Source organism: Alteribacter salitolerans, assembly GCF_016901055.1.
GTDB lineage: Bacteria > Bacillota > Bacilli > Bacillales > Salisediminibacteriaceae > Alteribacter > Alteribacter keqinensis.
On record NZ_JAFEUX010000002.1, the window covers coordinates 362725 to 388374 of the forward strand.

Annotated in this window: 33 protein-coding genes and 1 pseudogene; 21 read left to right on the plus strand and 13 right to left on the minus strand. The window is 47.7% G+C overall.

Annotation, left to right across the window (positions count from 1 at the left end; all coding sequences use genetic code 11):
• Positions 1-209: 209 nt before the first annotated feature.
• Positions 210-1379, plus strand: coding sequence for an acyl-CoA dehydrogenase family protein (locus JSY36_RS04795; protein WP_205165467.1), 1170 nt, complete (start codon positions 210-212; stop codon positions 1377-1379).
• An 11-nt stretch (positions 1380-1390) separates the two neighbouring features.
• Here the strand turns inward: JSY36_RS04795 and JSY36_RS04800 are convergent, their stop codons facing one another.
• Both JSY36_RS04800 and JSY36_RS04805 read right to left on the minus strand, forming a co-directional pair.
• The gene (locus JSY36_RS04800) at positions 1391-1900 is read right to left on the minus strand and encodes a DinB family protein (protein ID WP_205165468.1); all 510 of its coding nucleotides are present in this window, start codon (positions 1898-1900) and stop codon (positions 1391-1393) included.
• A 127-nt stretch (positions 1901-2027) separates the two neighbouring features.
• On the minus strand, positions 2028-2372 hold the full coding sequence (locus tag JSY36_RS04805) for a DUF3221 domain-containing protein (RefSeq protein WP_205165469.1): 345 nt from the start codon (positions 2370-2372) through the stop codon (positions 2028-2030).
• A 103-nt stretch (positions 2373-2475) separates the two neighbouring features.
• Between JSY36_RS04805 and JSY36_RS04810 the strand changes: the two genes are divergently transcribed.
• Positions 2476-3126, plus strand: coding sequence for an MOSC domain-containing protein (locus JSY36_RS04810; RefSeq protein WP_419466028.1), 651 nt, complete (start codon positions 2476-2478; stop codon positions 3124-3126).
• 121 nt (positions 3127-3247) lie between these two features.
• Here the strand turns inward: JSY36_RS04810 and JSY36_RS04815 are convergent, their stop codons facing one another.
• Positions 3248-4465: a NupC/NupG family nucleoside CNT transporter gene (locus tag JSY36_RS04815; protein ID WP_122900730.1), complete on the minus strand. Its 1218-nt coding sequence runs from the start codon at positions 4463-4465 to the stop codon at positions 3248-3250.
• Positions 4466-4686: 221 nt separating this feature from the next.
• Between JSY36_RS04815 and JSY36_RS04820 the strand changes: the two genes are divergently transcribed.
• The 3 genes from JSY36_RS04820 to JSY36_RS04830 are packed head-to-tail and all read left to right on the plus strand — an operon-like array spanning position 4687 to position 6741.
• Entirely contained in the window at positions 4687-4983 is a 297-nt protein-coding gene (locus JSY36_RS04820) for a YhdT family protein (protein WP_205165470.1), read from the plus strand.
• Positions 4980-6425, plus strand: coding sequence for a sodium/pantothenate symporter (gene panF, locus JSY36_RS04825; RefSeq protein ID WP_205165471.1), 1446 nt, complete (start codon positions 4980-4982; stop codon positions 6423-6425). The genes JSY36_RS04820 and panF overlap by 4 nt, the downstream gene beginning before the upstream one ends.
• A 13-nt stretch (positions 6426-6438) precedes the next feature.
• Positions 6439-6741, plus strand: coding sequence for a hypothetical protein (locus tag JSY36_RS04830; protein ID WP_205165472.1), 303 nt, complete (start codon positions 6439-6441; stop codon positions 6739-6741).
• A gap of 299 nt (positions 6742-7040) precedes the next feature.
• Here JSY36_RS04830 and JSY36_RS04835 read toward each other — a convergent pair whose 3' ends face one another.
• Positions 7041-7688, minus strand: a complete 648-nt coding sequence (locus tag JSY36_RS04835) for a hypothetical protein (RefSeq protein ID WP_205165473.1) — start codon at positions 7686-7688, stop codon at positions 7041-7043.
• Between the two features lie 142 nt (positions 7689-7830).
• Here JSY36_RS04835 and JSY36_RS04840 point away from each other — a divergent pair, with 142 nt between their 5' ends.
• Both JSY36_RS04840 and JSY36_RS04845 read left to right on the plus strand, forming a co-directional pair.
• Entirely contained in the window at positions 7831-8298 is a 468-nt protein-coding gene (locus tag JSY36_RS04840; protein WP_205165474.1) for a DinB family protein, read from the plus strand.
• A gap of 21 nt (positions 8299-8319) precedes the next feature.
• Positions 8320-8710, plus strand: a pseudogene (locus JSY36_RS04845) (VOC family protein).
• Positions 8711-8729: 19 nt separating this feature from the next.
• On the opposite strand, the gene JSY36_RS04850 reads toward JSY36_RS04845, so the two are convergent.
• From JSY36_RS04850 to JSY36_RS04870, 5 genes are all read right to left on the minus strand, one after another.
• Entirely contained in the window at positions 8730-9161 is a 432-nt protein-coding gene (locus tag JSY36_RS04850; protein ID WP_122900740.1) for a hypothetical protein, read from the minus strand.
• 153 nt (positions 9162-9314) lie between these two features.
• On the minus strand, positions 9315-10724 hold the full coding sequence (locus JSY36_RS04855; protein WP_205165475.1) for a serine hydrolase domain-containing protein: 1410 nt from the start codon (positions 10722-10724) through the stop codon (positions 9315-9317).
• A gap of 238 nt (positions 10725-10962) precedes the next feature.
• Positions 10963-11724, minus strand: a complete 762-nt coding sequence (locus JSY36_RS04860; RefSeq protein WP_205165476.1) for an alpha/beta hydrolase — start codon at positions 11722-11724, stop codon at positions 10963-10965.
• Complete coding sequence (locus tag JSY36_RS04865) at positions 11724-12413, minus strand: HAD family hydrolase (RefSeq protein ID WP_205165477.1); 690 nt, start codon at positions 12411-12413, stop codon at positions 11724-11726. Before JSY36_RS04865 ends, JSY36_RS04860 begins: the two co-directional genes overlap by 1 nt.
• Entirely contained in the window at positions 12391-13131 is a 741-nt protein-coding gene (locus JSY36_RS04870; protein WP_205165478.1) for a class I SAM-dependent methyltransferase, read from the minus strand. The genes JSY36_RS04865 and JSY36_RS04870 overlap by 23 nt, the downstream gene beginning before the upstream one ends.
• Before the next feature lie 271 nt (positions 13132-13402).
• Here JSY36_RS04870 and JSY36_RS04875 point away from each other — a divergent pair, with 271 nt between their 5' ends.
• From JSY36_RS04875 to JSY36_RS04900, 6 genes are all read left to right on the plus strand, one after another.
• Positions 13403-14545 carry a sensor histidine kinase gene (locus tag JSY36_RS04875; RefSeq protein WP_205165479.1) on the plus strand — a complete coding sequence of 381 codons (1143 nt, stop codon included), beginning with the start codon at positions 13403-13405 and terminating at the stop codon, positions 14543-14545.
• The gene (locus tag JSY36_RS04880; RefSeq protein ID WP_205165727.1) at positions 14538-15173 is read left to right on the plus strand and encodes a response regulator transcription factor; all 636 of its coding nucleotides are present in this window, start codon (positions 14538-14540) and stop codon (positions 15171-15173) included. The genes JSY36_RS04875 and JSY36_RS04880 overlap by 8 nt, the downstream gene beginning before the upstream one ends.
• A gap of 111 nt (positions 15174-15284) precedes the next feature.
• Complete coding sequence (locus JSY36_RS04885; RefSeq protein ID WP_205165480.1) at positions 15285-16217, plus strand: ATP-binding cassette domain-containing protein; 933 nt, start codon at positions 15285-15287, stop codon at positions 16215-16217.
• A gap of 11 nt (positions 16218-16228) precedes the next feature.
• A complete protein-coding gene (locus JSY36_RS04890; protein WP_205165481.1) occupies positions 16229-17509 on the plus strand; it encodes an ABC transporter permease in 1281 nt (426 codons plus the stop codon).
• The gene (locus JSY36_RS04895) at positions 17506-18609 is read left to right on the plus strand and encodes an ABC transporter permease (protein WP_205165482.1); all 1104 of its coding nucleotides are present in this window, start codon (positions 17506-17508) and stop codon (positions 18607-18609) included. Before JSY36_RS04890 ends, JSY36_RS04895 begins: the two co-directional genes overlap by 4 nt.
• A gap of 130 nt (positions 18610-18739) precedes the next feature.
• Positions 18740-19453: an AAA family ATPase gene (locus tag JSY36_RS04900; protein ID WP_205165483.1), complete on the plus strand. Its 714-nt coding sequence runs from the start codon at positions 18740-18742 to the stop codon at positions 19451-19453.
• A 127-nt stretch (positions 19454-19580) separates the two neighbouring features.
• Here the strand turns inward: JSY36_RS04900 and JSY36_RS04905 are convergent, their stop codons facing one another.
• The 4 genes from JSY36_RS04905 to JSY36_RS04920 all read right to left on the minus strand — a co-directional run bounded on the left by JSY36_RS04905 (position 19581) and on the right by JSY36_RS04920 (position 22023).
• Positions 19581-20288, minus strand: coding sequence for an FAD-dependent oxidoreductase (locus tag JSY36_RS04905; protein WP_205165484.1), 708 nt, complete (start codon positions 20286-20288; stop codon positions 19581-19583).
• 34 nt (positions 20289-20322) lie between these two features.
• Positions 20323-20712, minus strand: coding sequence for an SRPBCC family protein (locus tag JSY36_RS04910; protein ID WP_205165485.1), 390 nt, complete (start codon positions 20710-20712; stop codon positions 20323-20325).
• A 4-nt stretch (positions 20713-20716) separates the two neighbouring features.
• On the minus strand, positions 20717-21037 hold the full coding sequence (locus tag JSY36_RS04915; RefSeq protein WP_205165486.1) for an ArsR/SmtB family transcription factor: 321 nt from the start codon (positions 21035-21037) through the stop codon (positions 20717-20719).
• A gap of 431 nt (positions 21038-21468) precedes the next feature.
• Complete coding sequence (locus JSY36_RS04920) at positions 21469-22023, minus strand: hypothetical protein (RefSeq protein ID WP_205165487.1); 555 nt, start codon at positions 22021-22023, stop codon at positions 21469-21471.
• 106 nt (positions 22024-22129) lie between these two features.
• On the opposite strand from JSY36_RS04920, the gene JSY36_RS04925 reads away from it, so the two are divergent.
• From JSY36_RS04925 to JSY36_RS04960, 8 genes are all read left to right on the plus strand, one after another.
• Complete coding sequence (locus JSY36_RS04925; protein WP_205165488.1) at positions 22130-22459, plus strand: hypothetical protein; 330 nt, start codon at positions 22130-22132, stop codon at positions 22457-22459.
• A gap of 113 nt (positions 22460-22572) precedes the next feature.
• Positions 22573-23286, plus strand: coding sequence for a DUF1287 domain-containing protein (locus tag JSY36_RS04930; protein WP_205165489.1), 714 nt, complete (start codon positions 22573-22575; stop codon positions 23284-23286).
• On the plus strand, positions 23267-23752 hold the full coding sequence (locus tag JSY36_RS04935) for an HIT family protein (RefSeq protein WP_205165728.1): 486 nt from the start codon (positions 23267-23269) through the stop codon (positions 23750-23752). Before JSY36_RS04930 ends, JSY36_RS04935 begins: the two co-directional genes overlap by 20 nt.
• A complete protein-coding gene (locus JSY36_RS04940; protein WP_205165490.1) occupies positions 23718-23978 on the plus strand; it encodes a hypothetical protein in 261 nt (86 codons plus the stop codon). The genes JSY36_RS04935 and JSY36_RS04940 overlap by 35 nt, the downstream gene beginning before the upstream one ends.
• Before the next feature lie 34 nt (positions 23979-24012).
• Positions 24013-24210, plus strand: a complete 198-nt coding sequence (locus JSY36_RS04945; RefSeq protein ID WP_205165491.1) for a hypothetical protein — start codon at positions 24013-24015, stop codon at positions 24208-24210.
• A gap of 37 nt (positions 24211-24247) precedes the next feature.
• Complete coding sequence (locus JSY36_RS04950) at positions 24248-24385, plus strand: hypothetical protein (RefSeq protein ID WP_205165492.1); 138 nt, start codon at positions 24248-24250, stop codon at positions 24383-24385.
• A 261-nt stretch (positions 24386-24646) separates the two neighbouring features.
• Entirely contained in the window at positions 24647-25216 is a 570-nt protein-coding gene (locus JSY36_RS04955; RefSeq protein WP_205165493.1) for a nucleotidyltransferase family protein, read from the plus strand.
• 26 nt (positions 25217-25242) lie between these two features.
• Complete coding sequence (locus JSY36_RS04960) at positions 25243-25638, plus strand: NUDIX hydrolase (RefSeq protein ID WP_336511443.1); 396 nt, start codon at positions 25243-25245, stop codon at positions 25636-25638.
• The last annotated feature ends 12 nt before the right edge of the window (positions 25639-25650 follow it).

Below are 25650 nucleotides of genomic sequence, written 5' to 3' on the forward strand. Positions count from 1 at the left end.
ATCCTAACAGATTTGTAGGGGTTGAAAAGCGATTAAATTATGGAAAAATGTCAGAGATCATGTCATTTCCCGGGAAAAGAACAAGGGTATTTCCCACTATTTTGTATTCATATAAAATATTAGTAGAAACGGTGTCAGATAAGCACCTTTTTGGCAAAAAACCGACTTTTTCGATATGATTTAACTAACTATGCAGAGAAGGTGATCGGATGAAGGAGAACAAGGACTTGTTTTTGTTAACCACTGAGCAAATCAAACGAAACGATACGATTGAAACCCTTCTTCCGCTATTTAAAGAACGGGCAAAGGAGCTGGATGAAAAAGCGGAGTTTCCGTTTGAAAACTTCTCGGATTTAAAGGAAGCAGGGCTTACAAAACTGGTGGTGCCGCATCGGTTTGGTGGTGAGGAAGCGTCTCTTACGGACTATCTTCTCGTACAGGAAAAAGTCTCGCAAGGCGATGGTGCCACGGGGCTTAGTCTCGGCTGGCATAACGGACTCATTATGCAGCTGAGGGAAACGGGGAAGTGGTCTGAAGAGACATTTGCGAAACTTTGCGTGGAAGTGATGGAGAATGGTGTGCTCGTAAATACAATTGCAACCGAGCCCGCGACGGGAAGTCCGGCAAGAGGCGGAAAGCCTGAAACAAGAGCACGCCCGGTGGATGGCGGGTATGAAATTACCGGTAAAAAGACATTCGCTTCTCTGGCGCCGGTTCTTGATTACTTTATCGTTACGGCAACTGTGGAACCGGACGGGGCTGTAGGAGAGTTTCTTGTTCCGAGGGAGAGCTCTGGACTCCGCATTGATGAATCGTGGGATACTCTCGGGATGCGGGCTACGAGAAGTGACGATCTGATTCTGGATGGGGTCCGGGTATCTGAGGATGCCTGGGTTGCGAAACGTCACCCCGGGCACGGAAGCGGACCGCAGGGCTGGCTTCTGCACATTCCTGCCTGTTACATTGGCATTGCAAAGGCTGCCAGGGACGAAGCGGTCGGTTTCGCCAAAGAATATCAGCCGAACAGCCTGGATCATCCCATCAAAGAAGTACCCGAAGTAAGGCGTAAAACGGCGGAGATGGACCTGAAGCTTATGCAGGCAAGGCACTTTATGTATCACGTGGCGAAGCTTTGGGATGAGTATCCTGAGCGGCGCCAGGATCTTGGAGCTGAGCTTGCAGCAGTGAAGACAACCGCCACAAACGCAGCTGTAGAGGTAGTCGATATCGCCATGCGTATCGTGGGAGGGCACAGTTTGAAGAAGTCGAATCCTTTGGAACGCTATTACAGGGACGTGCGGGCCGGCCTTTACAACCCGCCGTCAGATGACATTACGATGATGATTCTCGGGAAAAAAGCGTACGACCCAGAGGTATAGAGAGCCACTCTCTATACCTGTTTTTTTATGGTCCTGATCTGCCCGCGGTGGCTGATTTCGTCTTCCAATACGTGAAACCAGAGGTAGTAGTTGTTGTAGGCCACACCGTTTTCCCACTTGTTATCTTCAAAAAGCCAGCGGTCGTCTTTTGTTTTCAGCCGGGCCAGTGTTTCGTCTCTGACGTTACTTAGCTTCTTCAGGTAGTATTCAGGAGGGTTATTTTTGATTTTATTTCTGGCGGCTGCCCCGAGTTCAAGAGGGGTTCTCCAGAGGGCGTATTCATTTTCGGTGAGATCTCTTTTTTCGAATGAGACGATCTGGTGAACAAACTCGATCGAGGCGATATGCAGCAAAAGGGAGCCGATTGAATTGGTATTTTCACCGGGGATGTGATCGAGCTGATGCTGTGTGAGACCGGCAATCTCATTGAGGGTTACAGCTCTCGTGTGTTCAAGCATCGAAACGAGCACGCCAATCTTTTCGGTGTAATTTACTTTTGGAACAATTCTGTAGTCAATCATGAACACCACTCCATTTCTACGTCTAACTGTACCAGTGAAATGGAGAAGGTAAAGACTGATAATGGGGAAAAAACAGTGGTATAATGAAGACGAGGACAACCTGACCGGGATCAGTGTTGTCCTTTTTTTATTCCTCTACAACTTCCACTGACAGGGCTTCTCCCTGGGCGGGATAGCTTTCGGCGATGGCGCCGGTTTTTACCCGGACGAGCAGGCCTTCCTGAAGCTCTTGTGCATTTTCCGCATCGCTGAACCAGTAGGCGGCCCCGGCTTCGGCGTCCATGAGGGTGTCGCTTGTAAGTTCAATAGCTTTTGCCTCAGTGATGTCTTCGACTACCAAAATAGATGTTTCTTTAATTTCCACAATTCGTCCTTCGATAACGTTTGCCGACCCCTCTGAGCTGCTTCCATTTGTCCCGCAGGCTGTTAAAAAAATGATTGCGATAAAGAGGATAGAGTACTTTGGATTCATGATTTGACCTCCTTTTCCTGTATAGACGACAGTTATGATTTGTTGTTTCATGGGGCAAGGTATAAAATGGTAAAAAAACAAGAAGGGGTGCAGAGTGGCTATGATGACTGGGAAGGTTCATTCACTTAACACTGGGAAAGTGCAGGTCATTGCAGGTTCGGGGAAAAAGGAAGTGGCTTCAGGGATTATTAAGCGTCCGGTGGAAGGGTCTGTTTTTTTAACGAGCGTGGGTCTTAAAGGTGATGAGCAGGAGGACCTGGTTCACCACGGCGGTGTGGACAAGGCGGTATGTGTGTATCCGGCGGAGCATTACCCGTACTGGCACAAGAAGCTGGGAAAAGAGATCGATGCGGGGGCGTTTGGTGAGAACGTGACGGTGTCCGGGCTGGTGGAGACGGAGGTGTGCATTGGCGATACGTTTGAGTGGGGGGAGGCGGTTGTGCAGGTGAGCCAGCCGCGTCACCCGTGCTATAAGCTTGCGAAGCGTCATGATGTGAAAGAGTTGCCCCTGTACGTTCAAGAGTCGGGCTATTCCGGGTTTTATTTCCGCGTGCTGAAAGAGGGGCATGTGTCAGCGGAGGAGGATCTGAGGCTGAAGGAGCGCCATACGGAGATGACGATTGCCCGGGTGAACCGGCTGAATTTTCAGGACGCAGACGATGTGGAGGGGCTAAAACAGCTGGCGGAGCTGCCGTATCTTGCTGAGAGCTGGCGTGAAGGGGTGGAGAAGAAACTGGGGAAGCTTGAGGGGTGATTTTCCCGGTGAAATGGGTGATTATCCAGATTAAATGTTTGAAAACGCGGGTGAAAGTCGAAATTTCCCCGAAAAACATACAAAAGACAGTGCGATTCGGCACTGTCTTTTCAGCATTCACTTAAATCAGCATACCGGCGATCGCTGCACTCAGGAGTGAGGCGAGCATACCGGCTGCAACGGCGCGGACACCCATGCGGGCGATGTCGCCGCGGCGCTCTGGAGCGAGTTTACCAAGTCCGCCGAGGAGAATTCCAAGGCTTGACAGGTTGGCGAATCCGCAAAGAGCGAACGTAACGATCGCTACAGTTTTTGGTGTCAGGTTCTCGATTTCAGGTGCGAAGGCGAGATAGGCCACGAACTCGTTTAAAACGAGCTTTTGACCGATAAAGCCACCGGCGTAGACGGCTTCTGCCCATGGTACACCAACGGCAAAGGCAATCGGTGCGAACAGGAATCCGAGAATGTATTCAATGGTCAGACCTCCGGCACCAAACGCGCCGCCGATAAGGCCCAGAATTCCGTTAAGAAGGGCGATCAATGCGATGAAAGCGATGAGCATGGCGGCGATGTTCAGGGCGAGCTGGAGTCCGACTCCTGCACCGCGTGCGGCTGCATCGATGACGTTTGTTGATTCTGTATCTTTATCAAGTTTCAGCTCATCGTCTTCTGCTGATTTTGTAACGGTTTCAGGAACCATGATTTTTGCCATAATCAAGGCTGCAGGAGCGGCCATGAAGCTCGCTGCAAGTAAATACTCAAGAGGAACACCGAGCAGGGAATAGCCTACGAGTACAGACCCGGCAACCGATGCAAGACCTCCCGTCATAACGGCGAAAAGTTCAGAGTTTGTCATTTTTGCGATATACGGTTTAACAACAAGAGGTGCTTCTGTCTGCCCCAGGAAGATGTTCGCAGCGGCCGATAAAGATTCGGTCTTGCTTGTGCCGAGTAATTTTGCCAAAGCTCCACCGAGGAGTTTTACTACCCACTGCATAATTCCGATGTAGTACAGTACGGAAATCAGTGAAGAGAAAAAGATGATGATTGGCAGTACTTCAAAGGCGAAAATAAAGCCGACGTTTTCGGATTCGAAAATACCTCCGAAAACAAAGTCTACACCTTCATTGGCAAAGTCGATGATGCTTGAAACGGCGAAGGTTAACTGCTCCAATGCAAATTTACCTGCGTCCCACCGCAGAACGATGAAGGCAAACGAAATCTGAATGGCAAGTCCTACTAGAATCGTCCGTGGATTAATCGCTTTACGGTTGTTGGAAAGAAGGAAAGCGATTCCAAGAACGACGAGAATCCCAAAAATACCCCACAAAATATTCACGATGTTCACTCCCTGTTAAGTCATGGTAAAATCGAAGCGTCTGTTCATACTGAAAAAAATGGCTATGTAGTGTACATATTAATAACGTTTACAAAACTCGATTTTTTATGTTATGAAATAGACGCATAAGTGAAATCGTACCAAAGGAATGTAAGCGTGTAAATGTTATAATGAAAAATAGGTACGAACCTCTCGTAAATTAGTCAGAAGGGGGTTAAAAGATGAGAGAAAATGGTAAAGATGAGCTTGATTTACATACAGATCCCCGATTTAAAATTGCCAACCGTGAAGCGTTGATCGGCTTTGCGCTTGTGGTGATTAACTTTGTCTGGTGGTTCGGATTTGCCTACGGGCTCGGATCCGCCCCGGTGGAGGAGTATACCTTTATTTTTGGCATGCCTGCGTGGTTTGTGTTCAGCTGCATCGGCGGGTTTCTGCTCATGGTGGCCCTCGTAATTTTTGTGGTGAAAGTGTTTTTTAAAGATGTGTCTTTTGATGAGGAGGAGCACAACTCATGAATATTCCGGTGATTGTCTCCTTGTTCGGGTTTTTAGTGCTTATTTTTGCGATTGGTTTCTGGTCGTCCAGGAACGTAAACCGGAAAGGAAGCGGTTTTTTACAGGAGTACTTCCTTGGCAGCCGGGAGCTCGGCGGCTTTATTCTCGCCATGACGATGATTGCTACATACGGGAGTGCCTCGAGTTTTATCGGCGGTCCCGGGGTTGCCTACACCCAGGGACTCGGATGGGTGCTTCTTGCCATGGCCCAGGTGGCAACAGGTTATTTTGTACTTATGGTATTGGGGAAAAAGTTCGCGATTATTGCGAGGAAGTACAATGCACTTACGCTTGTTGATTTTTTAAGGAGCCGTTACAACAGCAAGTGGGTCGCATTGTTTTCCGCGTTCAGTATTATTATTTTCCTGTTTTCCGCAATGGCGGCCCAGTGGGTAGGAGGAGCGAGGCTCATTGAGTCATTGACGGGTCTTACATATACATCGGCTCTGTTTATTTTTGCCGTGGCCGTGCTTGCCTACGTGATTATCGGAGGGTTCCGCGCCGTTGTGATTACCGACACGGTTCAGGGCGTGGTGATGTTTTTCGGAACGCTCATTATTCTTGTCGGTACGATCATTGCCGGTGGCGGTGTTGGGAACATCATGAGCGATCTGATGGCTGAAAACCCGAACCTTGTGACGCCGTTCGGACATGACGGAAGCCTGACGCCTGCGTATGTGTCGTCATTCTGGATTCTTGTGGGCGTGGGAGTAGTGGCGCTGCCCCAGGTGACGGTTAGGGCCATGAGCTATAAAAACAGCCAGGCGATGCACCGGGCGCTGATTGTCGGTACGGTTGTGGTCGGATTTATCATGCTCGGGATGCATTTAATCGGGGTTTTTGCCCGTCCGATACTGCCGGGTGTGGACGTGCCGGACCAGGTGATGCCGATGATCGCCATGGAGGTTCTGCCGGCGTGGCTCGCAGGGATTGTCCTTGCGGCGCCGCTGGCTGCGATCATGAGTACGGTGGATTCCCTGCTTCTCCTGGTGAGTTCGGCAGTGGTAAAAGACGTGTATATTAACTACGTGAAGCCCGATGCGTCCATTGAGCGGGTAAAGAAAGTGAGCTTCGGGGTGACGGCTGTTCTCGGTGTTGCGGTGTTTGCGTTGGCTCTGAGCCCGCCTGATCTGTTGATATGGCTCAATTTGTTCGCTTTCGGCGGATTGGAAGCAGCATTTATCTGGCCGGTAATTTTCGGTCTTTACTGGAACCGTGCCAATAAGCACGGTGCGCTCTGGTCCATGGTGGCCGGCGTGTTCTCGTACGTGATCATTCATCAGTTTTACCCGGATCCGTTCGGCATGCACTCGGTCGTGCTGCCGGTTGTCCTGTCGTTTGTTGTGTTTGTGGCGGCTACTCTTGTCACTCAGCCAAAACATAATCTTGAGGCCCGCGCGTAAGGAGGAGAAACAAGTGGAACGATTGATCGTGAAGTCAGCTCTATACGGATTTTTTCTCACACTCGCCATGGCGATCCTGTTTGTGGATTACAGGGTGGCGGAAGGGCCGTCTGTGACATATGTGCCGGTTTATGATTACGTGATGACCGTGCTCCGCTACAGCATCGTCGGCAGCTTTATCGGTGCCGTAGTGGGATGGCGGGTGTACCGGATGCGGGTAAAAAAAGAAGGGAAAACGTATTATTTGGAGGTTTTTGCTGCTGTTTTCATTCTTGCCATGGCCGCCGGGCTCGTGTTTTCACTGCTGGGGATTTAAGTTTGGCCGTGGTTGTTTTGTTTGCTGGGGCGTTTTTCATCGCCCGTCAGCGGTAGGAAATCGTCTAAACGTAAGAAACCGGCTGTGAAGTGTGAAAAGCGGTGCTCTAACCGTAAAATAGGCGGAGCTAAGTGTAAAATAGCCCGAGCTAAACGTAAAAATGATGGATGTAAGTGTAAAAAACGTAAATTGAAGCCGCCGGGGAGTGCAGGTCCGGCGGCATTCGTTTGTTGTATCGGTTTTAATTGTAGGGGGATGGGGGTTATGTTCTTTTTATGTGACTTATCTGTTTTAAGGTATCACTTTCGCAGGGTAAAAGCTTTCAGGATTGTTTTTAAAGCAGATTCTGTCTCCAAGTGACGGCTTACTTTATCCAGATAAGAAAAGTCTCTCGGTTTAACAGCCAGCTTCGCGAGAGGTTCGACGGGGGATTCGGAGATCCACTCGTTTCGAATACCGCCCTGTTTGAATGGCTCTTTCGGGAAAAAGTAAATCGTTCCGTCCGTCCAGTGGACATTCCGGTTGACGGAAAAATAGTAGTAACGCTTTACTCCTTTTTTCGTGGGAGCGGTCAGGCAGAGGTTTCGGATCGAGCCGGAGTACCCTTCTTTTTTGAGCACAGCAAAAAACAAGGACCAGTTTCCGTCTGAGGCGGCGAAAACAGCTTTCACCGGTTTCCCGTTAAAAAGAGTGCTGTCTTTTGGTTCGAAACAATCAATCGACGGGTTATTGGAGCCGTGGACGAGGATGTCTTTCGTTTCGATGATGTAATTGAGGAACAGGGATACCGGGTAGTTGCTTTCATATGGGATGAAAGCACCGTTCCCTTTGGTGATCCAGTCGTTGTAAATGGCGTCAAATTCGCTTTTCGCTTCGCCGGACAGGTCCAGCTCTGGGGCTTTTAATAAGCGGCTTTTATTAAGGGCAAAGGTTTTAATTAGGTTCATCTTTTTCTCCTGATTCTTTATTATTGCTACTAATGACTATTCCACATGGGGCGGCGTTTTTCCTTTCACAGCGTCAGGATATGGATATTTATGTTAAAGTGAAGGGGAGAATGAGCTGAGATTTAATATAGGGAGTGTACAGATGACGGACTGCACAAGTGCTTTGAATCAAATCCGTATTGCCATTTCCACCACGCTTGAGATCCTGGAAAAACTGGAAGAGGAGGATCTGCAAAAGCAGCCGACCTCAACTAAACAATCTGTCGGCGAACTGCTGGAGCATCTGGTCTCTGTTTGTGAAGCTGACCTGCTTATTTTAAACGGGGCCACAAAAGAGGAGATGAGCTGCTACTACTCGACTGTATGCTGTAAAACGATCGAAGAGCTGAATAGTACTTTAAAAAAGAACTACCGGCTGCTTGAGGAACGGTACACGGCGTATACGGAGGAGGAGCTTCGAGAAGAAGTCACTTCTTATTGGGGTGTCACCTATTCGCGTTATGAGTGGCTGTTGGAGATTCTGGCTCACGTGTATCATCACAGGGGTCAGCTGCATGCGATTCTTGTCCATTGCTGTAACAGGGATCCGAAAGTGTTCATGTTTGAGTAAAAAGGAAGGGAAGGCGGTAAAATGGCTCTGATTCGGGTTGGGACAACGTATATTCCGGTGACGGATGTGGATGTTTCTGCAAAGTGGTATGTGGAGAAGCTGGGGGCCGAGCTGAAGTATAAGGATGAGAGCAAAGCCATTCTTGATTTGGCCGCACAAAGCACGTTTCTCGTAAAAGCTCGGGAAGGTGAAACGGCTAATTTTAAGGACATTTCAGGAGAAGAGCATTTTTCCATGACAGGTGGATGGGCTGGAAGCTTTAGAGGGACTTCACAGGGAGTTTGCGGGGGAACAAATCACGGTGGGTGAAATTGAAGACAGAGGGCATGCGGGCAGGAACTTTGTTTTTTCTGATCCGGACGGGAATACGTTTGATGTGTGGAGTGAGTTGAGTCCGTACTATAAAAAGTAAGGCGCAGAGAACCACTTCTCTACGCCTTGTTTTTTTGCGGTGGCTGCTCTAATTCTCGTACTTTGTCATAGGATGAAAGCAGTTCCTCAGGAACCAGGGTGCGTCCTCTTTCCCAGGCATTTCCGTCAATTTTAGCCCGGAGCACTTCCTGCTCCTTATCTTCGCCGTACATCAGAATTCTGAGATCATAGAACTTATGCTTAAAGTCCAGATGATAGCCGATCTGATGATACAGAGTGATTCTGACCAGGTCCTCTTCGGACACTTTTGCCGCGCGGGTCATTTTCGCATGGTAGCCGTTCATCTGAAGGTAGTTAAACTTGATCGTATCCGTGGATTTGTTATAGCTCATCGGTGTTTCAAGATCGTTGTTGCTTTCGAAATTGATCAATAGTTCATGTTTGTCCAGTGTATCCTTAATGATTTCCTCAATATGCCATATGTAAAGCATGTGCTGTTTCACCTCACGTTCATGTGTCCCCTATCATAAAGCAATCGGGCGGTTTTTAAAACAGGGTAGGGGAATATTTATGGGTTATCAGTGTTATTCATCTTTGCTTCTGGTTTAAAATAGGGAACTCCGACATATGAGTTCCCCTGAAATCTACTGTTTTTTTACCCGTTCAAGGTTTGCGATGGCATCTTTATTGTCCGGGTCCAGTGCAATTGCTTTTGAGAAATAACCGGCCGCTGCGTTGTTGCTGCCTTTAGCTTCATACATTTCCCCGACGCTGTCGTGGAGGTTGGAAGACTCGGGATAAAGGTCTATGGCCAGCAGTAAAAGTCCGAGGGCTTCATCCACCTTCCCTGCTTCGAATAACTCGTAGGCGGCAAAATTCAATTCCCCTTCGATGAGGAGAAAGCCGTCAAACTTGTTTTCCTTTATTTTCCTGTATTCTTCAAACGCTTCTTTTTGTCCGGATTCAACAAAGAGACCGGCTAAATGGCGGGCAAGGGAGTTTTTGATTCGCTGGACGGGCTCACCGAAAATAACGTCGAGGATGGTGTTCCAGATGACTTTCGTTCCAATGTAATCGGCGTTTGTCATTAGAACGACAGCGATCCCATCGTCGGGCAGAAGGACGAGGTTGCTTCGGTAACCTGTATCAAGTCCGCCATGTGAAGCTACTCTTCTGCCTTTATACTCACCTAAAAACCAGGCGAGACCGTTTTCTGATGTTTCTTTTCCCCATGGGGTCCCGCTGTGAGGCTCAAAAAGCCTGGCAAATGAGTCGTGCTTCAGCAGTCCGCTGTCGTTGTTTAAGACGGCCTGTGCGTAGGAACACATATCAACGACATTGGAGCAAAGCGTAGAGCTCGGACCGTGTGCACGGTGGTAAGGGTAGATCTTACTTACTCTGGGGCCGTAATACCCGTCTGTATTTAGAACATGAGGTGTTGTGAGGAGCTCCGTATTGAACTCGGCCTTAAGGAAACTGCTTTTTTTCATGTTTAACTTCTCAAGAATCTTTCTCTTCATATACGTCTCAAAGGGCGTGGCTGAAACCTTTTGAATCACATCCCCGAGTATCTCGTAGGCAATGTTGCTGTAAGCGGATCCGCTTCCGGGGTCCCACAGCAGTTCTTTATTGTACAGCCCTTTCACATAGCGCTCAAGGGCTTCATCGTCATACTCGGGATTTGCCCAGTCAAAGCTTTCTTCATCGGGCATGCCTGATACATGACTCAGGAGCTGCCTGATTGTGATCTTGAGGTAACGGGGGTCTTTCATCGTAAAATAAGGCAGGTGGTCCTTCACATAATCCTCCAGCCCGAGTTTCCCGTCCTGTACGAGCTGCATCATCCCCAGAGCCACAAATGTCTTGGACACAGAGGCCATATGAAAGAGGGAATGCGCTGTAACCGGGTCCTTTGTTTCGGTGTTCTTTACACCAAACCCCTTTGTAAAGATGACTTTTTTGTCCGCTATAACCCCAACAGCTAAGCCGGGGATTGGTTCCCGGGAAACGAAATCTTCAAGCAAACGTGTTAATTCTCCGGTAATTTGGCTCATCCTATCCTCCCAGGTTTTATCCCTTCCCAGTGGTGGCAGTGATCCGTTGAAGGACCCTGCATGGCACGATAAAAGATCTTCATAATGGGAAAAGGGCATACGAATCCCTTGTTCAAAAAACAAGGCTGTCCACTTTTACTCAATAACCATTACAAAGTCACCATTGGATGAGGACCTCCTTCCAATATCTCTCAATAAACAATGCTGGTTTGTCACTTCAATTGCAAGAATAGTTTGACTATAAAAATGAAAACAACGCACGAACCCTGTCCCGGAAAAACAGATAGTGATGCTCTCCGCCCTCAATCACTTTGGCTTCTGCGCAAGGGAGTTTCTTTTTCACCAGTTCATAGATTGCTTGATTTGAGACTGAGAAGGCTTCGCTCATCTCGGTGCCGTCACCGGCTTCTTTCGTTCCCCAGTCCATGTAAAATGTGTCGACCGCCGATAGATCGCTTTGTTTCAGGAGTGCTTCAAGCTCCTCCTGGTTTGGATAAAAGGCGGAGGAGAAGAGGACGATGTTTTTGAACACGTGAGGATACCGGCACGCGGCGAAGACCGTGATCAGGCCGCCCAGTGAAATGCCGGCCATGGCAGTCTTGTTTTTTAACGTACGGTAGTGCCGGTCCATAAACGGCTTTACTTCATGGACGATAAAATGCAGGTAGGTTTCGCCTTTTCCGCCAAAGGAAGGTGTGTCTCCTAGAAAGCGCCGGCTGTATTTTCCGTTGGGCCAGGGGCAGAATTCATCGGTCCGCTCTTCAGGGTTCTGTTCAATCGCTGCGACGATAAAGTCCCGGGGATGATCGGTTAAATAAGCTTCGAGATTAAGAGAGACGCCGCCAATGGCATCCTCATCCCGGAACACATTCTGCCCGTCGTGGATGTAGAGAACCGGGTAGCGTTTCCCGCTGTTTTCTTTGTAATCCTCAGGAAGCCAGACTCTGATCTGCCTCGGTTTCTGGAAGGCGGAGCTTACAATTGAATGGGTTTCCAGCATTACTTTTCCCCCAAAACACGCGTGTCTGCTTTTGCCGGCAGATCTGCTTCCAGCGTCTGTTTTAGCTCCTCCACGGTGTGGACGATCAGAGAAGGACTGGCATCTCGCAGTTCTTTCTCCGAGCCATATCCGTATGTAACGGCGAAGGATTCAATTCCCGCAGTATTTGCCCCGATAATGTCGTACTTTCTGTCCCCGATCATGATGAAGTCATCGCGGGTATGGTCGGTGTACGTTTCCATAATGAAGGTGATGATCTCCGCTTTCGACGACCGCGTACCGTCAAGATGACTGCCGACAATGGGGTCAAAATACTGATCGATCTCAAAGTACGCCAGGATCGCTTCGGCAAAGACAGTGGGCTTGGAGGTGGCTGTGACCAAGGAGAAGCCGTTGTTCTGCAGGGACGTTAACAGGGCGCGGATGCCGGGATACAGCTCATTTTCGAACATCCCTTTTTCTTTAAACCGCTCTCTGTAAAAGCCGATGGCTCTTTGGGTTTGAGCGTCATCAAAAGCGTATTTCCCGGCAAAAGAGACGTGGAGCGGCGGGCCGATAAAATCGTCCAGTTTATCAGTGTCAGGTTCATGAATGTCCATTTTAGCAAGGGCATATTGAACGGACTTCGTAATGCCCTGCTTCGGGTCGGAGAGCGTTCCGTCTAAATCAAACAGGATTATTTTGGGCATGGCTGGTTCCTTTCGACTTCTTCGCCTTCACAATCAGAAAGTGAGGGTTCGTCATCAATTTTTCATACCGGGCCGGGTCCCGCTTCTGGAAATCCGGGACCGGCTGGGGCTCCTTGATTTCGTCTATGGCAAAGTACGTGAGGGTGTCATTCATAATATCGGTAAGAGGCCTGCGGTAAAAAGGGACGGTAAACGTGCCTCGGTCTGTTTTCCACTCATCGAGTAGCAGCTCATGGAGGAAGTAATCCTCGCCGGGGGAGAGCTTCAGGTCCATAAAGGGGTGGTGGACGGAAAAGAGAAGTCCGCCTCCGGGCTTCAGCACTCTGTGAAACTCCTTGAATACGTTTTGCCAGTCGCTGATGTAATGAAGAACAAGGGAGCTCACGATAAGGTCGAAGCTGCTGTTTTCAAAAGGAAGGGGCTCTTCCAGGTCCAGCTGGTGAATCGCGGCTGCATCGCCTACTCTCCGTTTGGCGGCGGCGACCATTTCAGGGCTGAGGTCTGAAGCGGTGACCACAGCCCCGCGGAGGGCCAGTTCCTTTGTGTACCATCCTGCCGCACAGCCCGCGTCAAAGACGGCTTTACCTTCAAGAGACGGAGGGAAGAGGGCGGTCATTGCCGGTCTTTCATAGTGGGTGTTGTACAGGCTTTTCTGATCCACATGATGTTCGTAATGGTGTGCGAGCTCGTTGTAGACGTTTTTTACACGGTCGTTCATGGCGGGCCTCCTTTTGGATATATGATTCTATTAGCTTATCACGGGACTAGGGTGAATGAACGGGTCTGGGTAAAAAACTGGTGTATTCTCCCAATGTGTGGGTTGAATTATGGTATTTTAAAAGAATAGATAGCTGGTGCCTGTCACTCCCCGAACGTTGTCGAATTCATAGGTCGTTTTTCTATTTTGGAATTGTGGGGGAAAGTCCTATGGTTTCGACAGAACCCGGGTGGTGACAGGCACCGTATACAGGAAGCAGGTGCATAGCGGCATGCGTTTGGTTTTATGGATCGGATTATTTATAGTGATGTGGGGGTTCGGGCTGAATTACGCCAGTGGCAGCCTGCTGGGGGACCCTCTTCGCCTGGCGTTGAGTACTTTGTTTTTTACCGGGTATTTTTTGCTGCCTCTCTTTAGAAAGAAGGAAGGGCTGCAGCTGGGGGTATTCTTGTTTGGCGCAGGTCTTCTCCCTGGTGTATTCTGGCCGGAACCTGACTGGGGGATAAACGTCTATCATATTATGATAGTTGTAATGATTTCCGGTGAAGCGGTCTACCGACTCCGTCTCTTTTATGTAATGGCTGTTGAAAGTATTTTACTCCTGGGGCTTGCTTTGCCTGCCTTGGCAGGAGTGCCAGGTCAGTCACTTCCGTTCATCGGTATTTTTGCTGCACTGCTGGTTATGGGAACGGTAATGATATATGAAAGAATAAAGAATGCCAGGCAGCTGAATGATCAGTATGAAGCCCTCCTGATTGAGTTTCGCAAATTAAAAAGGACGGCTGCGGCGGGGGAAGCAAACATCAGGCAGGAAGAGAGGACGCAGATAGCAAGGGAAATACACGACTCGGTAGGGCATAAGCTGACTGCTCTTCTCATGCAGCTGGAAGTCTTTCGTATTCAGGCAGCTGAAAAGGATAAAGATACGGTAATAAAGTTAAAAGAATTGGCAAGGGATAGTCTGGAGGAAACCCGCCATGCGGTTAAAGCGTTGAAGAAAGATGAAGCTGGAGGCCTGCCTGCGGTGATTCGTCTGATCAGGAAGCTTGAAGCGGAAAGCTTTCTAAGGGTCCATTTTAAAATCAACCACGGGGCATTAACCGCCCCATTAAGAAATGATCAGGCCATTGCTGTTTACCGGGCCGTTCAGGAAGCGTTGACGAATATGATGAAACACAGCGGTACGAAAGAAGTGGACATCATTTTTGAAGTTCCCGGGGGGACGGTCTTCCGCTTTGAAGTAAGGCATAAAACGTGGAGGGATGAGACGTTTCAAGAAGGGTTTGGTTTGATATCCATGCGTGAAAGAATGGAAGAAGCGGGCGGCGGACTCGAAGCGGAAAACTATTCAGGCAGCTTTATTGTCAGGGGGACCTTTCCGCTTTTTACAAGGAAAGGTGGTAATGATGGTTAAAATATTGCTCGCAGAGGACCAGAGTATGGTGAGGCAGGGCTTAAAAATGATGATTGAAACAGACCCTGATCTTCGTGTCGTAAAGGAAGCCCGGAATGGCAAAGAAGCGGTGGCAGCATGTGAAGCTTCTGTTATTGATCTGGTAATTCTTGATATCAGAATGCCTGTTATGGATGGACTTGCCGCTGCAAGAGAAATCAGCAGACGCTGGCCTGCCGTGAAAATCCTGATTCTAACGACCTTTAATGACGATGACTATGCTTTGGAGGCGTTAAAGAGCGGGGCGAGTGGATATATGCTGAAAGATGCTGAAGCAGAGGACCTGACACGGGCTGTCCGCAGCTGCTTGTCCGGCGGACTTCCCCTTGCTGAACACGTGGCAGCAAAGGTTATGCCGCGACTTCTTAAACAGGTTCAGGAAAAAGAGGAACCCGATCCGCGTTTGACCCCAAGAGAAATTGACATTATTAAACTGATTGGCAAGGGAAAAAACAATCAGGAGATCTCTTCGGTTCTGTGTCTTTCCGTAGGTACGGTTAAAAATAATATCAGTGTGATCCTGGAGAAATTAATGCTCCGTGACCGGACGCAGATTGCTATTTATGCCATACGCCGCCATCTTGTATAAACAAAATGACTAAAGTCATGATTGGCTCAAAAAGTAATGACCAGAGACAGTAGGAGTACTGGCTCTTTTTTTTTATAATCAAACCATCACAAGGGAAACGGGGGAAGAAATGTGCTTGAAACAGAAGAGCTGTATAAGAAATATAAAGGAACAGTGGCAGTGGAGGGGGTTAATTTATTTCTGGAAAAGGGAGAGTCAGTCGGTTTGCTTGGCCCGAACGGAGCGGGAAAATCGACTACGATTTCCATGATTGCTTCTCTTATTAAACCAACCTCGGGTGATGTCCGGCTGCAGGAAAAAAGCATTCTTAAGTATCCGAATGAGCTTCGCCGTGTGCTTGGTATCGTCCCTCAGGAAATCGCCCTGTACCATGAACTGACTGCAGTTGAAAACCTTCGCTTTTTTGGGCGGATTTATGGGTTAAAAGGGAAGGTGCTAGAGAAAAAAATTCAGGACGTCCTGGAACTGCTCGGGTTGTCTGATCGAAGGAATGAGGCTGTGTCGAAGTATTCAGGAGGTATGAAAAGGAGGGTGAACATCGGCGCTGCCCTTCTTCATGATCCCCAGATTCTGATTATGGATGAACCGACCGTGGGAATTGACCCTCAATCCAGAAGCTATATTCTTGATATGGTCCGTAAATTGAACGAAGAGAAGGGGGTAACGGTGCTCTACACAAGTCATTACATGGAAGAAGTGGAGCGTCTTTGTGACCGCGTTTATATTATGGATCACGGCCGGGTAATTACTTCAGGAACAAAAGAAGAACTTAAAAGTATTTTGTCGGGTGAGGAGGCCATTCTGATTGACCTTGAAAAACACGACCCTGAGCTGGCGGCGGAGTTTGCTTCTGATGATGCGATTCTCCAGACGGTAGAGACTGAAAGGGGATTGAAACTGATCGTGCCAAAGGGCAGCCGGTTATTAAGCAAAATATTCCAGATCGCCGAGCGTCACGAGGCTCAGATTCTGAACATTACTGTTCATGTGCCTACACTTGAAGATGTCTTCCTGCATTTAACCGGCAGGAAGCTGAGAGATTAGGAGGGAACGGGATGTTTTCTTTTATTCTTAAAGATTTAAGGATCCTCATCCGGGACCGGACAGAATTGCTCATCCTGCTTTTGATGCCGTTTATATTAATTGGTATTTTAGGGTTTGCTTTACGGGGCATCTTTGATGGTGATACAGCCTCTCTGGAGATGGATGTGGCAGTCGTACAAATTGATGAAGAAGAAGCCGGTATAGAGATGTTTCTTGACGAACTTGAACAAAGGGGCGTTCCCCAGGAGCAGCTTTTGGATCTTGAAAGCGCGGCGCGTGAAACAATGAACCCGAGTGAAATACTCCGCACTATGCTGGAGGAAGAGCTGGCAGACATGATCACGGTCGTACACACAGATGCCGAAACAGCAGAGACGTATCTCCTGAATGAGGAAGTCGCTGCAGTACTGACGATTCCCGAGGAATTCACATTCAACACCCTCTTAAAAATGATGCTGGATGAAGGTGAAGGGGGCTCGTTTGAGGTGACGGTAAATGAATATGGGGCGATCCATGCAAGAATTTTTAACGATATCATGCATCAATTTACGAGGCAGATGAACGTTGAAACGGCGATCGCCCGTGTATCTGAAGGTCAGACAGCACCGGTGGCTGAGGCAGAAGCGGGGGATATTGGCGGAGTGGAATCGGTGATGGCTGCTGAACCAGTGAACGCTATGCAGTATTATGCTCTTGGAATGGCCGTCATGTTTGTGCTTTACGTCAGTTCCACATTGTCGAGTAAGGCATTTGTGGAAAAAAAGCAGCATGTGTTTGACCGGATCCTTTTGGCCGGCACCGATCCTATGACGTATTTGAGCGGAAAGTTTATTTCGGCTTCCGTAGCTGCTTTTATTCAGCTGGCTGTTCTGTTTTTAACGTCTTCTTTGTTGTTTCAGACTTTTTCTTTTACTTCCACGGGGTTCTGGGCCGGAATGGCAGGAATATCAGCGGTTTTATCTTTGTGCGTGGGAGGATTTGCAGCTTTACTGACGGCTATTGCAGTCCGGTTTAATCAGGATGCTGTGTCAAACATTTTTGCCGGCGGAATTGTCTCTGTCTTTGCTTTTTTGGGGGGAAGCTATTTTCCTACCGGAAATATGCCTGAATTATTTACAACAGTTGGCAGCTGGACTCCGAACGGGGCCGGGTTGACTGCATATCTTCAGTGGATTCAAGGTTATGGCATGGAAACAGTCACTGGTTCCCTTTTACGGATTGTCCTGATGACCGTTATTCTTGTCATCGCGAGTGTCCTTATTTTTCCTAAAAGGAGGTCGGAGGGGATATGAAATCTATTTTTTTACACCAGTGGCAGCGGTTTCGCCGGGCTCCGATCCTTGTGCTGTCGTTCTTTATTTTAACGGTCGTTTTTGTTTTTACACTTGCAGGAGAGACGGGACCGGACCAAAACTTTACGGTTCAGACTTTTGTAAATGAAGGTGTCTCTGATGAAGCAGCACAGGAGTGGCTTGATCGGTTAAACGAATCGGAGGGGATGACCTTTACCTTGAGTGAAGAGGAGGAGGTTCGTGACAGGTTGCGTGATGGCAGGGTGAATGTGGCTCTTGTCCTGGACGAAGCAGATTACCGGCTCATTGTGGCAACAGATGACGGTACGGTGTTTACTGTAGAAAACTATGTGGACTCGGTGTTCCGTGAAGAATTGCGTCTGAGAGAGGCGGAGGCATCTGAAGGAGAGGATTTCCGGGAGGCTTTAAACGCTTTTATGGAAAATCCGGTACTGGAAGTGAAAACGAAAACCATTGAGGGAGCAGACGGGACTTTTGTGTTTGATAGTCAGTTACAGACTTTGTTTGGCATGACCCTCTTCTTCTCCGTTTACACGATGATGTATAGTCTGGTTAACGTTGCAGAGGAGAAACGTACCGGTACGTGGGACAGAATGATCATTTCGCCTTTGAGGAAATTCCAGATGTATACCGGCCATCTTGTTTTTACCTTTACGATAGGCTATGCCCAGATTCTTCTCATCTTTATGCTGTTTACATTTGGATTCGGGTTCGATATCGGGGAGCAGTTCGGTATGGTGCTGCTGATTATCGGGTGCTATTGTTTTGCAATTGTGGCATTAGGCACGCTTTTGATAGGACTCGTAAAAACATCTCAGCAGCTTAATGGAGTAATCCCGATCGTAGCCGTGGCGATGGCTATGCTCGGTGGCGCTTTCTGGCCGATTGAGGTCGTTTCAAATGAGATTGTGCTCTTCTTTTCCCAGGGAATGCCGATTCTTTACGCGATGGATGCTTTAAAACAAATTGCCATTTATGAAAGAAGCTTCGATGCGATCACACAGTCTCTTAGTATTTTGATCCTGTTCGGTGTCATTTGTATGGGAGTCGGAATAAACCTGATGGAGCGCAGGGGATAAAGTGACAGAAAGCATATCGATTCAGGGAAGAGAGCAAAAAGGTGGCTGTCACCTTTTTGCTCTTCTTTTGATCTCCGGCCATTGGTAAACTAAAGAAGGAATAAACCAATTTTATTTGGCAGGTGCTCGGATGTTTTTAAAGAGAATAGACCTTCAGCGGGAACGCATTTCGTCATATAAGGAGTACCCGTTTTCGATTCCGGCGATAAAGAGCTTTCATCAGCTGAAATTAACGAAGAATGTCACGTTTTTTGTGGGGGAAAACGGGTCCGGGAAGTCGACGCTTCTTGAGGGCATTGCGGATAAGTGTGAATTTAATAAGGCGGGGGGAGGACGGAACAATGCGTATGATCTCCATGCTTCTCATTCCGCGCTGGGAGACTATATCCGGCTTTCGTGGCTTCCGAAGGTGACGAAAGGATTCTTCCTCCGGGCAGAGTCTTTTTATCATTTTGCCTCACATATTGATGATGTCGGGGCCAGGGAGGCTTACGGGGGGCGGTCGCTGCACCACCAGTCCCACGGGGAGTCGTTTTTCTCGCTTTTTACGAACCGGTTTAAGGGGCCGGCGATTTATCTGCTTGATGAACCGGAGGCTGCTTTGTCCCCTCAGCGGCAGCTGTCGTTTCTGCGGATCATTCATGATTTGGCGTCATCGGGGGAAGCGCAGTTTATTATCGCGACACATTCACCAATTCTGCTAGGATACCCGGATGCGGCGATTCTCAGCTTCGATGAGGAGGAAATTACGGAGATTGATTATGAGATGACGGATCATTACCAGATTACGAGTTACTTTCTGCAGCATAGGGAGAAATTTTTGCGGGAGATTTTGGAGGGGTAGTGGTTGTTTTGGGCGGTGCCTGTCACTCCCCGAAGGTTGTCGAATTCATAGGTCTATTATCTATTTGGTGATTTTGGGGAAAAGGCCTATGGTTTCGAGAGAATCCGGGTGGTGACAGGCACCTCACTCAATACCCGGTAAAGGTATCTTTTTTTATGTTTTGTTTGGAGATCTTTTTGTTTTTTAAATAAGTGGTCATTAAGTCTGTCATGGACTTCGGTCCCGCAATGAAGTATTTGGCATTATTCCCGTAGGAGGAAATAAACTGATCCACTTCCTGATATAAATCATCCCTTGATTGTGGATAGGTGACATCCACTGAGGTGTTCGCCTCAATTTCATCGAGTTCGTCTTTGTATAAATATTCTTTTTCGCTGTCAATATAGAGCAGCTTCATTGGCTTACCACCTGCGTTGTCTTCTGCCTCCAATTCTTTAGCCATAGCACGAAAGGGTGTAATGCCGATACCTCCTGCAATGAAAAGCGTGGGCCCGCTGTCTTTTAAGTAGAAGGAGCCTACCGGACCACTCATACTGATTGTCATTCCTTTTTCTAATTCCATCAACGCTCGTTTAAACTCGCTGGGGTTACCGTTGATTTTAGTTGTAATTTTAATGACATTCTCGGTTGGGGAAGAGGCCACACTCAGCGGCCGTGTACCGTTTTTAATCTTTTTGTGGGTGATGGTGAATAAACCATGCTGTCCTGCATGCCATGTTACGTCTTTTACCTTTTCGAAAAGAAAGGTATAAACCTCTTCGGATTCTTTATCTTTTTTGATAAATGCAAGTTCATTTTTTTTGAATATAGAGAGTGTATCTTTTAAGAAGCTCATGTTCCTTGTCCCCTTTATCTGTCTATGTCTTTATCTACTTTTCACCCAACTGTTTCTTCAGTTCATCCACCATACTGCTCCAGCCGAATTTTGCACCATGATATGCCTGGTTTTCTTCTTCAAACCCTGATTGTTCAAGGTGAAGGTGGGTGATTTCACCCTCCTGCTTTAATGTCCAGGTGACGATGGTGTTTATCGGTCCGCCAACCCATGTGTAAGATAACTTATTGGGCTTGTCCACGATTAGTACTTCGCTGTTTACAACCAAACCAATCTGAGCATTTCGAAACTGGCATTTGTATCCGACAATCGGCTTGAAATTATTCTCCATTACCCATTGGGCCAGCGTTTCTGAATGGGTTAAGGCGTCCCATACCTTGTTGATTGGGCTCTTAAACTGAAAATCCAGTAATAAATCAGCCATTTATCTATTCCTCCAATATATCTTTTAGTAATTTCGCTTTTTCATTCCAAAACTGTTCATAAAATGATAACCAGTCCTTCACTTCCTGCAATGGCGCTGCATTTAACTGATACCTTGTTTCTCTGCCTGTCTTACGGTTCGTTACTAAATCAGCTGACTTCAGGATGGCCAGGTGTTTAGAAACCGCCGTCCGTCCTATCTGGAAATGCGGGGTTATTTCGTAAAGAGACAACTCATCTGCTTCTGCAAGAAGCCGTATTAATTTTCGCCTTGTGGGATCTGCAATCGCTGTATAAACGTCACGCTCTTGATAAGCCTGGTTCATATATCCTCCCTCCGTGTATAAAATACGACACCAATTGGTGACATTATTATATGACACTAATTGGTGTCTGGTCAACTGCTTTTTCCTGGTGTTATTTTCCGAGATAATAAAGAGAGACCTGTTCATGAGTAAACAGGTCTCTCTTTTCATTCTTCTTTAATTAAACTGCCGGAAACTGAAGAAATGAAAGTGTCAGATATGCTTGATGAAGTGTCGCCTGGCGACGAGTATTTCATGCGGGTGCATGATTACCGCTTTCCTTGGGGGTTTATGAATGAGATTGAGTACATAAAGGATTAGCTGAAGAGCAGGAGTTGAGGCGGTGCCTGTCACTCCCCGAACGTTGTCAAATTCATAGGTCTATTATCTATTTGGTAATTATGGGGAAAAGGCCTATGGTTTCGACAGAATCCGGGTGGTGACAGGCACCATTAGTATTGCGAGAACCAGATGTTCGAGACTGTAGCGTCATCTGTGCTCCATATTGTGAGTGTGTGACGTTGAGCTCTATCTACATAGACGGTTGCCTTGCCGAGTCCCATCTCCCGGTAGGTATAATACTTTTCGCCATAAATAAGCCTGGCTTTTTTGAGCGAGTCCCCGGGTTTGAGGCCGGAGGAGGTTTCGACAGGCATGGCGCCTGCTGATAACGAAACTATGATATTTTCTTTGTCTGTTTTGAGAAAGAAGTCTTCGGCTGAATAAGAGTATCCTTCGTCCTGTTCTCTCTTTTCATAGGAGCCAAATTCATCAAATTTTTCTTCTGACAGACTTTTCTGCAGTTGAAAGGGACCTAGGAATTCCTCTTCAAGATTAGTAGAAGAAACGAAGTGGTGATTGACTGACATCACCCACCAGCCTGCCAGAAAAAGAACGAAAACAAGGGGGGCGGACATAAAAACAGTGCCCGTAAGCTTGGAATGGCTGTAGATAAAATAACCTGTTAGAGGCAGTAATATTAGAATCATTCCGAGTAATAGAATCATTTACCCACGTCCTGACTATTCATTTGCAGATTTGCTTGACCAACTGCTGAGGTCAAGATACGATGATTTTAACATAAAATTCCATAATCGTTTAGGGGGCTGGTCTGTGGAGGGATTGGGCGCAATGAAGAAATACGGTTTATATGCTGCGATGATTGCGGCTTTTGCTTGGTTGGTCCTGTTTTTATTTCCTGTCGGTACATTATATTTCACGGAAGCAAAAGTCATGGAAGCGGCCTTTTTGGATGTATATTATGCACAGGTGGGAGAGGGAGAAACCGAGTTTGATGTCTTTAAGGAATACATGGTAGAGCAAGGTTGGGTAGAGGTTCAGAGAATGGGCAGCGGTCAGGAATTTGAAAGGGACGGTGAAACGTTCTTCGTTCACAGTACGGATATTAAAACAATCTTCAGGAACGGCTGGTTGAATTTTTAATGTGAGTGGTAGATTAAGAGGTTACTTTCTATTTTGAATTATGGGGAAAAGACCTATGGTTTCGACAGAATCCGGGTGGTGACAGGCACCGATCAAGAAGGAGAGATGCGTCTATGTGGAAAAAGCGAATGCTGTTTGTGCCCCTGCTGGTTCTTGTGCTCTTTTATTTTCTGCTTATCTTTAAGGATGGGATTGTCATGGATTTTGCGGGAATTGGGATTGAGCTTCCGTTTGGGGAACATGTTGTGATTCCCGAGGTGTTTTCAGCTGTGGATGCAAACGGGAACGGGATGGCCGATCCCCTGGATATTGTCCTGGCTGCCCGTACGGAAGTGGATCAGCGGACGACGTATAAAAGTGCGTATTATGATGGCGGCTATCCGCCTGAGGATGAAGGTGTGTGTACGGACGTTGTATGGCGCGGGCTTATGGGCAGCGGCATTTCGTTAAAAGAGCTGATGGATGAGGATATTGCTGTGAATCCGGAACTGTACCCGAGAGTGGAAGGGAATCCCGATCCGAACATTGATTTTCGCCGGGTGCCGAATCAGTACGTGTTTTTTGAGCGCTTCGCGGAATCGTTAACGACGGATGTGATCCCGGGGGATGTGGAGAATTTAAAAGAATGGCAGCCGGGAGATATTGTTCTTTACCTTGATGGGTTTCATCACGTGGGTATTGTTTCTGATAAACGTGCGAGAGACGGTACGCCCTATTTGATTCATAACACGTATCCGTTCGCGGCTGAAATTAAACTTACGTCCATTTCAACCCCGATTGCCGGTCATTACCGATGGAAGTACGATGATGTTTTGCAGGGAGGGTGATCATGTGGCGTGTTTGGGCTGCAGGCTGGCCAATGGGCTGGAACCGGTGCATGTTGTTTATGAGGATGAGGCGGTGTGCTGCATTCTCGATCATGAGCCGTTCAATGAAGGGCATGTGATGGTTCTGCCGAAGGGGCACGTGGAGGATGTGGATGAACTGGATAAAGAAACGGCGAATCGGGTGATGGAAGCGGCAGGGCTGGTGGCGAAAGCACTGAAGAGGCTTTATGAGCCCGATGGAATTACCATCTGCCAAAATGGCGGAATCTTCAGCGAACTGACGCACTTTCATATGCACGTCGTGCCCAGGTACCGGGATCAGCGGTTTGCGGACTTTTACTCGGACGTGCCTTTGGATAATGATGTGGAGAAAGGGCGTTTGGCAGAGACGGCGAAGGAGCTCGCAGGTGTGATTGGGAGAGGGGAAAGTGATGAAGAAAGACAGTGGGAATGTTCTTCTCTTTAATATGATCACGGGCTGGCTCGGTGTTATTTTGATTTCGGTGAGCCTTGTAAGATATGCGGCAATGTCTGATGATTTCTTGCTCATGATCCTTGCTATTTTCGGTTTTGTTTTGACACTTAATTATCTGTACCAGCTGGAGGAGAGGGCCGGATCAGATAAAAAATTCAGGTGGATCAAGCTGGGTGTACTTGTGGTGACATTGATTGTGATGATTTCTTTTTTGTAGAAACCGTGATTTATGAGGAGAGGAGCGAAGAAGTTTGAAAAAATCATTGATGGTTGTCGGGGCGTTTCTGCTGGGGATGCTTGTGTTTCTAATGATGACAAACATGGGATATCACCCATTTTACTTTTTCCCATTGGCAGAGTTTGCAACAAAGTATGTTCTTCCGTGGGTGGGGTTGTATTGGTTGATCAGGCTTACAAAAGCCCTCGAGAGAGGCAGGCAGGCTACGTAAAGGGCGTGGTCTGAAATGAGCGTTGGAGGTATGATCATTGGGATGGTTTGCAGGAATCGCGGTTGTTTTGATTGTGTTTTTCTCATCGACAATCGTGGAGAAAAGGCTGAAGAAAATCGAGGAACAGAACGACCGTGCGATTGAGATTCTGGAGGAAATACGGGACAAAAAATAATAGTTTAGATTTAGGAGACTTACATATGGGATTATTTTTTCCGAAAAGAAACAGTGAAAACTTGAGCGGAAGGTGACAGCGAAAAGAAAAGTGACGCTGGAAGTGGCACTGGCCGTTGTTTTTTTGGTGCTTGGGCTGGTTGTGTTGGTATAGAAATTATTGGAACCCTTGATTACCATAACATCGTAACAGGTAAAAGACCTATGGTTTCGACAAAATCCGGGTGGTGACAGGTACCGGAAAAAAAGAGGAGGGCGTCGAATGCTCAAAACAGAACAGGACGTGATCGATCTTATTGCAGAGGATGATCGCATGATGGAGATGCTCCGGGCGGCGAAAAAGCTGGATCTGCCGGACTGGTGGATCTGTGCCGGCTTTGTGCGGGCAAAAATCTGGGACACTCTCCATCACTTTGAAAAAAGAACGGAGACACCCGATGTGGATGTGATCTATTTTGATCCTGCGCAAGTGGATGAAAGAACGGAAAAGGACCTGGAGGAGAAGCTGAACCGCATGCTCCCCGGCGTTCCGTGGTCAGTGAAAAACGAAGCGCGGATGCATATGGTGAATGATATTGAGCCTTATGAATCGTCGGTTGATGCGATTTCAAAGTTTCCCGAAACAGCAACAGCCCTCGGGGTGAAGCTGGATGATGAGGAGAACGTGGTTCTTACAGCGCCGTGTGGACTTGAGGATGTGCTCAATCTGGAAGTGAAGCCGACACCGTTTTTTACCGGGACTGAGGCAAGAGCTGCGATTTACGAGGAGCGGATTGGGAAAAAAGATTGGAAATCGATCTGGCCGAAAATTACCGTTCACCACATCTGGTGAGCGCATTGCGAAACAGAGGGTCTGTTGTGATTGTAAAGGATGACCGGGTTGTTTTGATCAAACGGACGAGGGACGGCGAGGTGTATTATGTGTTCCCGGGAGGCGGCATTGAAGCGGGGGAAACGGCAGAGACGGCGGCAGAAAGAGAGGCGTTTGAAGAGCTCGGCGTCCGCGTGAGTATTCGGGAGCTTTTTAAGGAAGTGGAGTACAACGGGAGGCAGTCGTTCTTTTTGGCGGAGGTGATTGAAGGAGAAATTGGGACCGGGGACGGGGAGGAATTCACGGATCCGGAGAGAAAAAGAGGTACATATGAGCCGATGTGGGTTCCTTTGGACCGCCTGGGTGGGATTGATGTGAGACCGAGGGAAGTGGCGGAAGCGTTATTGGTGCCTGTCACTCCCCGGAATTTGTCGAATTCATAGGTCGATTCTATT

Bases quoted from the DNA above. Each gene is read 5' to 3' on its own strand.
- JSY36_RS04880 (WP_205165727.1), top strand. From the start codon at position 14,538: ATGGTTAAAATATTGCTCGCAGAGGACCAGAGTATGGTGAGGCAGGGC.
- JSY36_RS04920 (WP_205165487.1), bottom strand. From the start codon at position 22,023: ATGATTCTATTACTCGGAATGATTCTAATATTACTGCCTCTAACAGGT.
- JSY36_RS04900 (WP_205165483.1), top strand. From the start codon at position 18,740: ATGTTTTTAAAGAGAATAGACCTTCAGCGGGAACGCATTTCGTCATAT.
- JSY36_RS04930 (WP_205165489.1), top strand. From the start codon at position 22,573: ATGTGGAAAAAGCGAATGCTGTTTGTGCCCCTGCTGGTTCTTGTGCTC.
- JSY36_RS04840 (WP_205165474.1), top strand. From the start codon at position 7,831: ATGACGGACTGCACAAGTGCTTTGAATCAAATCCGTATTGCCATTTCC.
- JSY36_RS04820 (WP_205165470.1), top strand. From the start codon at position 4,687: ATGAGAGAAAATGGTAAAGATGAGCTTGATTTACATACAGATCCCCGA.
- JSY36_RS04805 (WP_205165469.1), bottom strand. From the start codon at position 2,372: ATGAATCCAAAGTACTCTATCCTCTTTATCGCAATCATTTTTTTAACA.
- JSY36_RS04800 (WP_205165468.1), bottom strand. From the start codon at position 1,900: ATGATTGACTACAGAATTGTTCCAAAAGTAAATTACACCGAAAAGATT.
- JSY36_RS04855 (WP_205165475.1), bottom strand. From the start codon at position 10,724: ATGAGCCAAATTACCGGAGAATTAACACGTTTGCTTGAAGATTTCGTT.
- JSY36_RS04935 (WP_205165728.1), top strand. From the start codon at position 23,267: ATGTTTTGCAGGGAGGGTGATCATGTGGCGTGTTTGGGCTGCAGGCTG.
- JSY36_RS04890 (WP_205165481.1), top strand. From the start codon at position 16,229: ATGTTTTCTTTTATTCTTAAAGATTTAAGGATCCTCATCCGGGACCGG.
- JSY36_RS04875 (WP_205165479.1), top strand. From the start codon at position 13,403: ATGCGTTTGGTTTTATGGATCGGATTATTTATAGTGATGTGGGGGTTC.
- JSY36_RS04850 (WP_122900740.1), bottom strand. From the start codon at position 9,161: ATGCTTTACATATGGCATATTGAGGAAATCATTAAGGATACACTGGAC.
- JSY36_RS04895 (WP_205165482.1), top strand. From the start codon at position 17,506: ATGAAATCTATTTTTTTACACCAGTGGCAGCGGTTTCGCCGGGCTCCG.
- JSY36_RS04865 (WP_205165477.1), bottom strand. From the start codon at position 12,413: ATGCCCAAAATAATCCTGTTTGATTTAGACGGAACGCTCTCCGACCCG.
- JSY36_RS04860 (WP_205165476.1), bottom strand. From the start codon at position 11,724: ATGCTGGAAACCCATTCAATTGTAAGCTCCGCCTTCCAGAAACCGAGG.
- JSY36_RS04870 (WP_205165478.1), bottom strand. From the start codon at position 13,131: ATGAACGACCGTGTAAAAAACGTCTACAACGAGCTCGCACACCATTAC.
- JSY36_RS04810 (WP_419466028.1), top strand. From the start codon at position 2,476: ATGACTGGGAAGGTTCATTCACTTAACACTGGGAAAGTGCAGGTCATT.
- panF (WP_205165471.1), top strand. From the start codon at position 4,980: ATGAATATTCCGGTGATTGTCTCCTTGTTCGGGTTTTTAGTGCTTATT.
- JSY36_RS04795 (WP_205165467.1), top strand. From the start codon at position 210: ATGAAGGAGAACAAGGACTTGTTTTTGTTAACCACTGAGCAAATCAAA.
- JSY36_RS04915 (WP_205165486.1), bottom strand. From the start codon at position 21,037: ATGAACCAGGCTTATCAAGAGCGTGACGTTTATACAGCGATTGCAGAT.
- JSY36_RS04940 (WP_205165490.1), top strand. From the start codon at position 23,718: ATGAAGAAAGACAGTGGGAATGTTCTTCTCTTTAATATGATCACGGGC.
- JSY36_RS04955 (WP_205165493.1), top strand. From the start codon at position 24,647: ATGCTCAAAACAGAACAGGACGTGATCGATCTTATTGCAGAGGATGAT.
- JSY36_RS04910 (WP_205165485.1), bottom strand. From the start codon at position 20,712: ATGGCTGATTTATTACTGGATTTTCAGTTTAAGAGCCCAATCAACAAG.
- JSY36_RS04905 (WP_205165484.1), bottom strand. From the start codon at position 20,288: ATGAGCTTCTTAAAAGATACACTCTCTATATTCAAAAAAAATGAACTT.
- JSY36_RS04835 (WP_205165473.1), bottom strand. From the start codon at position 7,688: ATGAACCTAATTAAAACCTTTGCCCTTAATAAAAGCCGCTTATTAAAA.